We start from the raw sequence: 12,518 nt of genomic DNA on the forward strand, positions 1-12,518 counted from the left end.
ATATCCATGAGGCAACAGATGGATTTCCTCATCGTCGGCGCCGGCTACGCCGGCAGCGTCATGGCCCGCGAACTGGCCGAGGCCGGTCACCACGTCCACATCATCGACAAGCGGCCCCATATCGCCGGCAATGCCTACGACGAGCTGGACGAGCACGGCGTGCTGGTGCACCGTTACGGCCCGCACATCTTCCACACCAATGGCGAGCGCATCTTCGAGTACCTGTCACGCTTCACCGAGTGGCGGCCGTACGAACATCGGGTCCGCGGGGTGGTGGATGGCGTGTCGTATCCGTTCCCGATCAATCGCGACACGCTGAACCGCTTGTACGGACTGGATCTGGATGAAGCAAGCGCTGCAGCGTACTTCGAGCGCGTGCGTGAGCCGCGCGAACCGACGCTGACCAGCGAGGACGTGGTGCTGAATTCGGTGGGGCGCGACCTGTACGAGAAGTTCTTCCTGCACTACACGCGCAAGCAGTGGGGGCTGGATCCCTCCGAGCTGAAGGCGGGAGTAGCAGCGCGCATCCCCGTGCGAACGAACACGGATGATCGCTACTTCACCGATACCTTCCAGGCAATGCCACTGCACGGCTACACTAAGATGTTCGAAGCCATGCTCGACCATCCGAACATCACGGTGGAACTGGGCGCGGATTTTGCCGACGTGCGGCAGCGCAGCGGCTTCGACCACGTGGTCTATACCGGGCCCATCGACGCCTATTTCGAATACCGCTTTGGCCACCTGCCCTATCGGTCACTGCGCTTCGAGCACGAGCACCTGGCCGCCACCTCGCGATATCAGGAAGTGGGTACGGTGAACTATCCGAACGACCATGCCTACACCCGCATCACCGAGTTCAAGCACCTGACCGGGCAGCAGCATACCGGCACGTCGATCGTGCGCGAGTATCCACAGGCCGAGGGCGACCCGTACTACCCCGTGCCGCGCGCGGAGAACGAAGCCCTGTTCCAGCGTTACGAGGCGCTGGCCAAGGACGAGCAGAACGTCACCTTCGTTGGGCGGCTGGCGCAGTACCGTTACTACAACATGGATCAAGTCGTCGGCGCCGCGCTGGCTGCCGCCAAACGGATCATTGGCTGATTCATGCGCGTAGCCTTCCTGTGCAAGCGCCGCTACATGGGCAAGGACGTGATCCTTGACCGTTATGCACGGCTTTATGAGATCCCACGGCAACTAGCTTGCCTTGGCCACGAGGTGAGAGGCTATTGCCTGAGCTACCAAGGCCACGACGCGGGAAATTGGGTGCACAAAGCCTCCCCTGGAAGCCTGACTTGGCACTCACGCCCCTTGGGCAAATGGATCGTGCCCAGCCTAGCCGCTTACCCAGCCCGCTTGCTCGGAGAATTGCGGCAGTTCAAGCCAGATGCACTGATCGGCACCTCGGACATACCCCACGTCGCGCTTGGCGCATGGCTATCGCGCAAGCTGGACATCCCTTATGTCGCCGACCTCTACGACAACTTCGAAGGTTTCGGGCAGGCGCGCATCCCGGGCATGGTGGGCGCACTTCGCCGCGGTGTGCGCGCGGCGGCACTGGTCACCACCACCAGCGAACCGCTGCGCCGGCTGGTGGTCGAATCGTACGGCGCCGCAGGTCATGTGATGGCAATGCCAAGCGCGGTGGACAAACAGGTTTTCCGCCAGTACGACAAACAGGAGAGCCGGCACGAATTAGGCCTGCCACCGGACGCCCTGCTAATCGGCACTGCCGGCGGCCTGTACCAGGACAAAGGCATCGGAACGCTGTACGAAGCATGGCCCGAAATCGCCAGGGCACTGCCGCAAGCCCACCTTGTGCTGGCCGGCCCATGCGACATACCGCCTCCGGGAGCAGGCCGCGTGCACTACCTCGGGCAACTCCCTCATGCAACGACGGCGAAGCTGTTCGGCGCATTGGATCTGGGCGTGATCTATCTGCGCGACACGCCGTTCGGCCGTTACTGCTTTCCGCAGAAAGCCTACGAGATGATGGCCTGCGGCCTAGCGCTCGTCGCCGCCCGCGTCGGCGTGATGCCCGACCTGCTGACCGACGTGCCCGACAGCCTCTACGACGCCGACTCGGTAACGGATCTGGTGCGTGCCGTGCGGGCACAAGCACAGGCGCCGAAATTTGCGGATGTGGCCATTGAGGACTGGGCGCAGATCGTGGGCCGGATGAACGAGTGCATCATGCACATTGCTGGTGTGGGCTGACGACCAGGCTAGTCTCCAGGATCACTGAAAGGCGGCACGGCACGCGCAAAGCGAGCACCGGTTACGCGCACCTTCAGTAGCGCGGCGCGCAGTGCCACCTCCATGCTGTTTCAACGATGTCTTGCACATCGATGAAGCGAGGCTGCCATTCCAAAACGCTCCTGGCACGGGTCGCATCCGCCACCAATGCTGCCGGATCGCCGGGGCGTCGCGGAGCCAGCGCGAACTCGATCGCGCGGCCAGTGACCCGCCGCGCCGCTTCGATGATTTCCATCACCGTGCAGCCGACACCGCTGCCCAGATTGAACTGGTGCGCACCCGCGTGATGGTCGAGGTGGCGCAATGCCAGGAGATGCGCCTCCGCCAGATCGACCACGTGCACGTAATCGCGCACGCAGGTTCCATCGCGCGTGGCGTAGTCGTTGCCGTAGACCTGCAAGCCATCGCCCTGTCCCAGGGCGTTCCGCAGCACGTTCGGGATAAGGTGGGTTTCGGGCGAGTGCGACTCACCTATCTCGCCCTCCGGATCCGCGCCCGCCGCGTTGAAATAGCGCAATGTCACCGAACGCAGCCCATAGGCCTGCGCGGCATCCTGCAGCATCCGCTCCACCATGAGCTTGCTGGCCCCATAAGGATTGATTGGCACCGTGGGGTGCGCCTCGTCGAGCACACCGTTCGTGGGCTGACCGTAAACCGCCGCTGTGGACGAGAACACCAGACGATCAACCTCAGCGTGCCGCATAGCTTCAAGCAGGTTCAAACTGCCGGCTACGTTGTTGCGGTAGTACAGGTAGGGCTGCCGCACCGACTCGCCAACCTGCGACATTGCGCAAAAGTGCATGACGCCATCGAATTTTTGTCCCGCGAACAAGCCTTTCAGCGCCTCGGCGTCCAGCAGGTCACCTTCGACAAACTCACCCCAACGCACGGCGTCGCGGTGGCCTGTCGACAGGTTGTCGAACACCGTCACGTCACAACCGGCCCCGGCCAGTCGCTTGGCCATATGCGCACCAATGTAACCAGCGCCGCCACAAACCAGGATGCGCATCACTCGGGCTCCTTCGAACCGGCCGGGCTGCGCAAGCACCCCTTGATCAACTGCGCATACCCGCCAGCAATGACCTGCCAGTCAATTCGGCCGACGGCTGCGTCACGGATTCGCAGCGCCCGCGCTTGCGCCTCTGCCGGATCGTCCAGGGCCGCCAGAATCGCCGTCGCCAGAACATGTGGATCCGCCGCGTCGACGCATATTTCATTGGCCGTGTCACCCAGCAGATCGTTGATACCGGCCACCTTGCCAACGACGACCGGACAGCCGCAGCCGATGGCTTCCATCAAAACCACCGGCAGGCCTTCCTGGTTGCCCGATTCGTCACGTATGAAAGGTGCCACGAAAACTCCGGCGCGATGGTAAAGCCCCGGCAGCTCTGTCTGCGGCTTGGCGCCAAGAAAACATACGCACCCGGCCAGGCCCAGGCTCGCCGCCTGCTCCCGCAGCGCCGACTCCTCGGGACCAAAGCCGGCAATCGTCAGCTTCGTTGCAGGCCTGCGTGCCAATACCAGCGGCAAAGCATCCAACAGATGGGTCAACCCCTTTTTCGCAACGAGCCTACCAACGAACAGCAACTCATCCGGATTCCGGTCGACATGGGCATCAGCCACGAAGCGCTGACGCAAATCGACGCCCATGGGAAGCACGGCCAACTTCGGCGGCTGCAGCCCAAGGCGCTGCGCCTCATCACGCATGGCTGTACTGACGACGGTCATGGCCGCGGCCGAGCCCGCCACGCGCCGCTTGATCGCCTCCAGCCAGCGCGCCCGCAAGCCAAACAGATCGCCACCATGCGAGGTCAGCAAATAGGGAACCCCGGTCGCGCGCTGCAGATGGCGAGCAATCATCCCCTGCGGAATCAGCCAATGCGCATGCATGGCACCGATCCGGCGCTGCTTCAGAAGCCGCCGTGCCGCCAGATACTGGCCAAGCACAAAGCCTGGCACCAACAGCCATTTCCAGCGATGCCGGCGCAGGTTGGTGGTGATGCCGCCGTTGTTGACCAGTGTCTGCCACCGGCGCGGGGCATAGCGGAAACGAACCACCTCCACTCCGTCCAATATGCCGCTGGCATCGGCTTGCGGCGCGTCGGGCACCAAGGCGATGACCTCGAAACACGAGCTCAACCGGCGACAAAGCTCGTGCACGAAACCCGGTTCGGGATCACCACTCCAGCGCGGATAGGTCGATGCCAGCACCAGCACAGTGGGGCGTGCGGTTTCAGTCATTGCGCCGGTACGTCAATGCCGTGATCTGCTCGGACACCAGACCGATCAGGAATACGACCACGGCAGCGCTCCACAGCAGCGTGCTGCCATTGGTCAGGCGCCCTTCGTGCATGAAAGTCCAAGCGTAGTTGGCGCAGCCCAGCAAGAAGAACGCCGCTGCCGCCGGCACGAACAGCTTCAACGGCGAATACAGCGTGGCGATCTTGAAGATGATCAACAGGAAGCGCACGCCATCCTTGATCGGCTTGATGTGGCTCTTGCCCACCCGCTGCGCCGCCTTGATCGGCACGTAGGCCACCGGGTAGGCGCTGCGGAAGAACGCCATGGTGCTGGTGGTGGGGTAGCTGAAGCCGTTGGGCAGCAGATGGATGAACTCGCGGAACTTGTCTGCGCGCACGGCGCGGAAGCCGGAGGTGAGGTCGGCCACCTGATGGCCCGTCATGCGGGTGGCCAACCAGTTGTAGAGGGTATTGGCCACGCCCCGGCCCACTCCGGCCTGGCTGCCCCAGTCGCGGGCGCCAACCGCCATGTCGTAGCCCTCGTCCAGCTCGGCCAGCAGGCGCGCCACGTCGGCGGAATCGTGCTGGCCATCGCCGTCCATGAACACCAGGACTTCGCCGCGGGCTGCACGGGCGCCACGCTTGATGGCTGCGCCATTGCCCATCGAATACGGTGAAGACAGGCAGGCGACACCTGCCTCGGCGCAAACCCGGCGCGTGTCGTCGGTGGAGCCGTCGTCCACCACGATGATCTCGGCATCGGGTTGCGCTGCGCGCAGGCGCGGCAGCAAGCCGGCCAATGCGGGGGCTTCATTCTTGGCGGGCAGGATGATGCTGAGGCGGTTCAACGGCGGGTTCCCCTAGGTTGCCTGGAATCATAGCGTGAAGCCGGCGTCACGACTGCGCCGGTGATCGCAGCACATGGATGACCTGCGGAGCCGACTGGGGTAGATTCGACCCGAAAAAGGATCGGGGGCGACACTCATGTCATCTGCTATGCAAACACCGCTTGCCGGGCTCACCGGGTTGGCTCGTCGGCTGGTAACCGAAGGGCTGTTGCCGGAGGCGGACGCACGCCAGGCGGTGCAGGAAAGCACCCAGCAGCGGATCACCCTGACCTCGTGGCTGTTGGACAAGAACCTGGTGGACGGCCTGCGCCTGCTGCGACTGGCTTCGCAGGAGTTCGGCATGCCGATGCTGGACGTGGCCGCGATGAATCCGGCGCAACTGCCGACCAGCCTGATCAGCGAAGCCCTGCTGAGCAAGCATCGCGCCCTGCCGCTGTTCCAGCGCGGCAAGCGGCTGTTCGTGGGTATTGCCGACCCCATGCAGTTGAACGCACTGGAGGAAATCAAGTTCCACTCCGGCTGCATGGTGGAGCCGATCCTGGTCGAGCGCGTCCAGCTCAACCGCGCCATCGACGCCGCGCTCAGCAGCATGCACGACGTGATGCCCGACATGGGCGGCGAAGACTTCGCCGAGCTGGATACCGAAGGCGGCGACGGCGAGGAAGGCCCCTCAGGCATCGATGCCAACGCCAACGACGACGCCCCGGTGGTGAAGTTCGTCAACAAGATCCTGGTGGACGCGATCCGCCGCGGCGCCTCGGACATACATTTCGAGCCGTTCGAGACGCAATACCGCGTGCGCCTGCGCATGGACGGCATGCTGCGAGCGGTGGCCAGCCCACCGCTGAAAATGGCGAGCCGCATTTCCTCGCGCCTGAAGGTGATGGCGCAACTGGATATCGCGGAAAAGCGCGTGCCGCAGGACGGCCGCATCAAGCTCAACCTCAGCAAGAACCGCGCTGTGGACTTCCGCGTCAGTACCCTGCCCACGCTGTTCGGCGAGAAGATCGTGCTGCGCATCCTCGACGGCTCGGCGGCGAAGATCGGCATCGAGAAGCTGGGCTACGAGCCGGATCAGCAGAAGCTCTTCATCGACGCCATCCACAAGCCCTACGGCATGGTGCTGGTCACCGGCCCCACCGGCTCGGGCAAGACGGTGTCGCTGTATACCGGCCTCAACATGCTGAACACCGCCGAGCGCAACATCTCCACGGCGGAAGACCCGGTGGAAATCCGCGTCGAGGGCATCAACCAGGTGCAGCAGAACGCCAAGCGCGGCATGACCTTCGCCAGCGCGCTGCGCTCCTTCCTGCGCCAGGATCCGGACGTGATCATGGTGGGCGAGATCCGCGACCTGGAAACCGCCGAGATCGCCATCAAGGCCGCCCAGACCGGCCACATGGTGCTCTCCACCCTGCACACCAACGACGCGTCGCAGACCATCGCGCGCCTGATGAACATGGGCATCGCGCCGTACAACATCACCTCCTCGGTCACCCTGATCATCGCCCAGCGCTTGGCGCGCCGCCTGCACAGTTGCAAGAGGCAACAGAACCTGCCGCCGCAGGTGCTGCTGGACGCCGGCTTCACCCAGAAGGACATCGACGAAGGGCTCACGATCTACGAGGCGGTGGGCTGCGACGAATGCAACGAGGGCTACAAGGGCCGCGTGGGCATCTACCAGGTCATGCCGATGCTGGAAGATATCCAGAAAATCGTGCTGCAAGGCGGCAACGCGCTGCAGATCGCCGAAGTGGCCCGGGCCGCCGGCATCAACGACCTGCGCGCCTCGGCCTTGCTCAAGGTGAAGCAAGGCCTCACCAGCCTCACCGAAATCGACCGCGTGACCAAGGACTGACGGCAGCACTCGCCACCGTCGGACGGGTTTTGCCGCGAAGCTGCGGCAGGCGCCACGGTTTTACGGCAGGAAAATGACGTAAGCTACGGTATCAGAACGGTTCCGTGGCTCGAACGACCTGCTCGGAACGCATCACCAGGGGACAGCGCATGGCCACGGCATCCGCAACCGCAACCGCAAAGAAAGACACGCGCGCGCTCGGCGCCGAGCGTGCCGCCGTCAGCAAGCTCACCACCTACGAGTGGGTGGCGCTGGACAAGCGCGGCAAGCGCATGAAGGGCGAGATGCCGGCGAAGAACGCCTCGCTGGTAAAGGCGGAATTGCGCCGCCAGGGCATGAACCCGCAGACCGTGAAGGAACGCGCCAAGCCACTGTTCGGCTCCGCTGGCAAAACGGTTCAGCCCCGCGACGTGGCAGTGTTCAGCCGCCAGATCGCCACCATGATGAAGTCCGGCGTGCCTCTGGTGCAGTCCTTCGACATCATCGCCGACGGCCAGAAGAACGTCCGCTTCAAGAACATCCTCACGGACGTGAAGCAGGGCCTGGAAGGCGGCCAGGCGCTGCACGAAGCGCTGGGCCGCTATCCGGTGCAGTTCGACGAGCTGTACCGCAACCTGGTGCGCGCCGGCGAAGCTTCCGGCGTGCTGGATACGGTGCTGGACACCGTGGCCACCTACAAGGAACGTACCGAGGCGCTGAAGAAGAAGATCAAGAAGGCGCTGTTCTACCCTGTCATGGTGATCGCGGTGGCCTTCCTGGTCAGCATGATCATGCTGCTGTTCGTGGTACCGGTGTTCGCGGAAACCTTCAAACAAGCCGGTGCCGCCCTGCCGGCCCCTACCCAGTTCGTGGTCAGCGCTTCGGAGTTCATGAAGAGCTGGTGGTGGCTGATCATCCTCGTCGTCGTCGGCAGCGTGATTGGCCTGATTGCCGGCAAGCGTCGTTCGGTGAAGTTCGCCCACTTCCTCGACCGCGTGACACTGAAATTGCCGGTGTTCGGCAAAATCATGCGCGAATCAGCCATTGCTCGCTTCGCCCGCACCTTGGGCGTCACCTTCCACGCCGGCGTGCCGCTGGTGGAGGCGCTGGACTCGGTGTCCGGCGCCACCGGCAGCGTGGTCTACGGCGACGCGGTGAAGCAGATGCGCGACGACATCTCGGTGGGCCACCAGCTCCAACTCGCCATGAAGCAGACCGGTCTGTTCCCCAACATGGTGGTGCAGATGACCGCCATCGGCGAGGAATCCGGCGCGCTGGACAACATGCTGTTCAAGGTTGCCGAGTTCTACGAGGAAGAGGTCGAGAACGCGGTCGACACCCTCTCCACCCTGCTCGAGCCCATGATCATGGTGATCCTCGGCGTGGTGGTGGGCGGCATGGTGGTCGCGCTGTACCTGCCGATCTTCAAGCTCGCCGGCACGTTCTGATCGCCTCGCCACAGGAACGCGCCAGCACGCGATTGGCGCTCTCTGTGCACGAGATCGCGCGGGTGCGCTCCCGCCGGCGACACCGTAAGCTCTGAGCGCTCCGCAACCATCGTCCGACACGCATGCCCGATCTGCCTCTCTCCGTCTGGGTCGCCCTCACTGCCGTACTCGGCCTGCTGGTAGGCAGCTTCCTCAACGTAGTGATCCTGCGCCTGCCCGAGCGCATGGCCGCGGAGTGGCGGCGTGAGGCGCGCGACGTGCTGGAGCTGGAAGCCCTCGACGAAGCTCTGCCGCCCGGTATCGTGCGCGAGCCTTCGCACTGCCCGCACTGCAAGCATCCGCTGTCGGCAGCAGACAACATCCCGCTGTTCGGCTGGCTGCTGCTTGGCGGGCGCTGCCGCTACTGCAAGGCGAAGATCTCGATCCAGTACCCCCTGGTGGAGCTGCTGAGCGGCGTGCTCAGCGCCGTCGTGGTGTGGAAACTCGGCCCGACCTGGCCGGCGCTGGCCGGGCTCGTGCTCACCTGGACGCTGATCGCGCTCTCGGGCATCGACTTCCGCACGCAACTGCTGCCCGACCAGCTCACCCTGCCCCTGCTGTGGCTGGGACTGCTGCTGGCGCTGAAAGCCCTGTTCATCGCCACGCCCGCCGCCATCGTCGGCGCGGCCATCGGCTATCTCAGCCTGTGGAGCGTGTACTGGCTGTTCAAGCTGCTCACCGGCAAGGAGGGCATGGGCCACGGCGACTTCAAGCTGCTGGCCGCGCTGGGCGCGTGGATGGGGCCGACGGCCTTGCTGCCCATCGTGCTGATCTCCTCGCTGATCGGGGCCATCGTGGGCGGCGGCCTGATCGCACTGCGCCGCCACGAAAGCGGCGTGCCGATGCCGTTCGGCCCCTTCATCGCAATGGCCGGCTGGGTGTGGTTCGTGGCCGGCGACAGCCTGCTGCACGCCTACCTGCAGCTCACGGGCCTTCGGTGAGCGGTTACGTCATCGCCCTCACCGGCGGCATCGCCGCCGGCAAAACCGCGGTGACGCAACGCTTCGCCGGATTGGGCGTGCCGGTGCACGACGCGGACATCGCCGCGCGCGAAGTAGTCACGTCAGGCAGCGAAGGCCTGGCCGCCGTGGTTGCCGCGTTCGGCAGCGAGGTGCTGGATGACGGCGGCCGGCTGGATCGTCCGGCGATGCGCCGCCGCGTATTCGCCGATCCTGCGGCACGGAAAACGCTGGAAGCCATCGTCCATCCGCGCGTGCGCCAGTGGCTGCACGAACGGGCACTGGCCGACACGGCGCCGTACTGCCTGTTGGCGATCCCGCTGCTGGCCGAGAACATCGCGCATTACCACTGGATCGACCGCGTGCTGCTGGTCGATGCCCCGGTGGAATTGCAGTTGGCCCGACTGATCGCCCGCGACGGCATCGACGAGGCGCTGGCCCGGCGCATGCTGGCGCAACAAGCCGACCGCATGCAGCGGCTCGCGCTGGCCCACGACGTGATCGACAACAGCAGCGACGAGGCTGCGCTGGATGCGGCCGTAGCCGCGCTGCACCGACGCTATCTCGCGCTGGCCGCCGCCCGATAGAAGCAAGCGGGCGCCGTTACGAGACGTGCGGATAACCGGCGAAATCCAGCCGCGCACGCCCACCGTCCATCCGCAACCGCACCGGCACGCCGAACGGCAGTGTGAACTTGTCCGGCGCGTGGCCGAACGGAAGGTCGTCCAGCACGGGGAGATCCACCACGCGACGGATCTGCGCAAAGCCTTCGGCCAGCCCGTAGCCGTTGTCGTAGGTGCTGGGTCGGCAGTCGGTGAAGTCGCCAAGGATCAGGGCACGTTGCCGCCCCAGCACGCCGGACAGGTGCAGCTGGTACAGCAGCCGCTCGATGCGGAACGGCGGTTCGCCCACGTCCTCCACGAACAGGATGCCGCCGTCGATGCGCGGAAAATACGGCGTGCCCAGCAAACTGCAGATCATCGCGAGGTTGCCGCCCCACAGCGGGCCTTCGACATCCAGCGCGTGCCCGCCGCTGCTGTTCCATTCGGCACTGCCCTGCGCCGAACGGATGGTGCGCCAGAAGTGCGGCAGGGTCAGTCCGCTCAGGGCTTCCGCGCCGAAATCGGGGCCGAGCATGGGGCCGCCGAACGTGACCAGTCCGCTTTTGGCGTGCAGCGCCATCTGGATCGCGGTGAAGTCGCTGTGGCCCACCAGCACCGTGTCCGTGCCGGACAGCCGCTCGCGCAGCGCGTCGTAGTGCAGGTGTTCCAGCAGGCGCGTGGCACCGTAGCCACCGCGGATGGCCAGCGCGACATCGGGCAGCGTGTCCAGCGTGGCGAGCGCATTGATGTCGGCTGCGCGCTCGGCATCGCTTCCGGCGTAGCGCAGCTCGGTGCGATCCAGCACTTCAAGGCCCTCCAGCGCGCAGCCGGCTTCGCGCAATCGATCCACGCCGCGCGCCATCGCGGCGCGATCGTGCGGGTAACCGGAAGGGGCGATCAGGCGGACGCGGGTGGCTGGCATGGCTACGGTCGAGCGGCTGGGATTCCCGGATTATGCGGGCAGGCAGCGCGCAAGGCATGACCGGTGCATGGCGGGCACCGGGCAATTCAATTCCTCGGGAGCACAGCGCGCGTGCGCTTGCCCCGATTGCGGGCAAGCGCGGAAGACATGCCTACACGTGTTCGACGACTTCCAGCCCGAAGCCGGCCAGCCCCACCAGCTTGCGCGGCGTGCCCAGCACGCGCAGCTTGTGCACGCCGAGGTCGGCCAGCATCTGCGCACCGAGGCCAAGCTGGCGCCACTCTTGCTGCTGCGCAACTTCCGGTTCTAGCGTCTCGGGCTGGCGCTTGAGCCGTGCCAGCAACGCATCCGGGGTGTCCTCGCCGGAGAGCACCAGCAGCACCCCCCGCCCCTCGTCGGCGATGCGGCGCAAGGCGCCGGTAACGGTGAGGCCAAGATCGTCGCGCTTGAGGTGCAGCACATCGGACAAGGTGTTGCGCACGTGCACGCGGCTGAGCACCGGCGCGCCGTCGTCCACCGTGCCGCGCACCAGGGCGTAGTGCAGGCCATGGCGGATCGCGTCGCGGTACGCAATGAGCCGGAACGGGCCGAACTCGGTGTCCACTTCTTCCTCGTGCACGCGCTGGATGGTCTTCTCGGTTTCCAGCCGGTAGCGGATCAGGTCGGCGATGGTGCCGATCTTCAGGCCGTGCTTCCGGGCGAACACTTCCAGCTCGGGGCGGCGCGCCATCGAACCGTCCTCGTGCAGGATCTCGATCAGCACCGATGCCGGCTCCAGCCCGGCCAGTGCGGCAAGGTCGCAACCCGCCTCGGTATGACCGGCGCGGGTGAGCACGCCGCCGGGCTGCGCGGTGAGCGGGAAGATGTGGCCGGGTTGCGATAGATCCTGCGGCCTCGCGTCCGACTTCACTGCCACCTGGATGGTGCGCGCGCGGTCGTGCGCGGAGATGCCGGTGGTGACGCCCTCGGCCGCCTCGATCGAGACAGTGAAGTTGGTGTGGTACGGCGAAGTGTTGTCGCTGACCATGGGTTTGAGGCCCAACTGGCGCGTGCGCTGCTCGGTGAGCGTGAGGCAGAGCAGGCCGCGCGCCTCGCGCACCATGAAGTTGACGTCCTCCGGCCGCACCATCTGCGCGGCCATCACGATGTCGCCTTCGTTCTCGCGGTCTTCGTCGTCGAGGATCACCACCATGCGGCCGGCGCGCAGGTCGTCGAGGATTTCGGGAATGGTGTTGAAAGGCATGGGGGTATCCGGGTTCGAAGAAGATTCGTCATTCCAGCGCAAGCTGGAATCCAGTGCCTTTGGCCCTCGCTCGACTGGCAATCAGAAAGCAAAGTCGCTGGATTCCGGCCTCCGCCGGAATGAC

General features: G+C 65.2%; 11 protein-coding genes. 6 read left to right on the top strand and 5 right to left on the bottom strand.

Annotated features, from left to right (window positions below; translation table 11 throughout):
* Window positions 1-6 precede the first annotated feature (6 nt).
* On the top strand, window positions 7-1,104 hold the full coding sequence (glf, locus tag ACZ5Z2_RS12960) for a UDP-galactopyranose mutase (RefSeq protein WP_464759005.1): 1,098 nt from the start codon (window positions 7-9) through the stop codon (window positions 1,102-1,104).
* A 3-nt stretch (window positions 1,105-1,107) separates the two neighbouring features.
* On the top strand, window positions 1,108-2,217 hold the full coding sequence (locus ACZ5Z2_RS12965) for a glycosyltransferase family 4 protein (protein ID WP_464759006.1): 1,110 nt from the start codon (window positions 1,108-1,110) through the stop codon (window positions 2,215-2,217).
* Window positions 2,218-2,290: 73 nt separating this feature from the next.
* Here ACZ5Z2_RS12965 and galE read toward each other — a convergent pair whose 3' ends face one another.
* From galE to ACZ5Z2_RS12980, 3 genes are read right to left on the bottom strand one after another with little or no spacing between them, the layout of a single operon-like run.
* On the bottom strand, window positions 2,291-3,265 hold the full coding sequence (gene galE, locus ACZ5Z2_RS12970) for a UDP-glucose 4-epimerase GalE (protein WP_464759007.1): 975 nt from the start codon (window positions 3,263-3,265) through the stop codon (window positions 2,291-2,293).
* Window positions 3,265-4,497, bottom strand: coding sequence for a glycosyltransferase (locus ACZ5Z2_RS12975; RefSeq protein ID WP_464759008.1), 1,233 nt, complete (start codon window positions 4,495-4,497; stop codon window positions 3,265-3,267). The genes galE and ACZ5Z2_RS12975 overlap by 1 nt, the downstream gene beginning before the upstream one ends.
* Window positions 4,490-5,344, bottom strand: coding sequence for a glycosyltransferase family 2 protein (locus ACZ5Z2_RS12980; RefSeq protein WP_464759009.1), 855 nt, complete (start codon window positions 5,342-5,344; stop codon window positions 4,490-4,492). Before ACZ5Z2_RS12980 ends, ACZ5Z2_RS12975 begins: the two co-directional genes overlap by 8 nt.
* A gap of 136 nt (window positions 5,345-5,480) precedes the next feature.
* Here ACZ5Z2_RS12980 and pilB point away from each other — a divergent pair, with 136 nt between their 5' ends.
* The 4 genes from pilB to coaE all read left to right on the top strand — a co-directional run bounded on the left by pilB (window position 5,481) and on the right by coaE (window position 10,214).
* Window positions 5,481-7,202 carry a type IV-A pilus assembly ATPase PilB gene (gene pilB / locus ACZ5Z2_RS12985; protein ID WP_464759010.1) on the top strand — a complete coding sequence of 574 codons (1,722 nt, stop codon included), beginning with the start codon at window positions 5,481-5,483 and terminating at the stop codon, window positions 7,200-7,202.
* A 149-nt stretch (window positions 7,203-7,351) separates the two neighbouring features.
* Window positions 7,352-8,629 (top strand): type II secretion system F family protein, encoded by a 1,278-nt coding sequence (locus tag ACZ5Z2_RS12990; RefSeq protein WP_464759011.1) that lies wholly within the window; start codon window positions 7,352-7,354, stop codon window positions 8,627-8,629.
* Window positions 8,630-8,751: 122 nt separating this feature from the next.
* On the top strand, window positions 8,752-9,609 hold the full coding sequence (locus tag ACZ5Z2_RS12995; protein ID WP_464759012.1) for a prepilin peptidase: 858 nt from the start codon (window positions 8,752-8,754) through the stop codon (window positions 9,607-9,609).
* The gene (coaE, locus tag ACZ5Z2_RS13000) at window positions 9,606-10,214 is read left to right on the top strand and encodes a dephospho-CoA kinase (protein WP_464759013.1); all 609 of its coding nucleotides are present in this window, start codon (window positions 9,606-9,608) and stop codon (window positions 10,212-10,214) included. The genes ACZ5Z2_RS12995 and coaE overlap by 4 nt, the downstream gene beginning before the upstream one ends.
* 16 nt (window positions 10,215-10,230) lie before the next feature.
* On the opposite strand, the gene ldcA is transcribed toward coaE, so the two are convergent.
* Both ldcA and ribB read right to left on the bottom strand, forming a co-directional pair.
* Complete coding sequence (gene ldcA / locus ACZ5Z2_RS13005; protein ID WP_464759014.1) at window positions 10,231-11,151, bottom strand: muramoyltetrapeptide carboxypeptidase; 921 nt, start codon at window positions 11,149-11,151, stop codon at window positions 10,231-10,233.
* 151 nt (window positions 11,152-11,302) lie between these two features.
* Window positions 11,303-12,394, bottom strand: a complete 1,092-nt coding sequence (gene ribB, locus ACZ5Z2_RS13010; RefSeq protein WP_464759015.1) for a 3,4-dihydroxy-2-butanone-4-phosphate synthase — start codon at window positions 12,392-12,394, stop codon at window positions 11,303-11,305.
* Window positions 12,395-12,518 lie beyond the last annotated feature (124 nt).

It is taken from the genome of Rhodanobacter sp. G1, assembly GCF_055397855.1.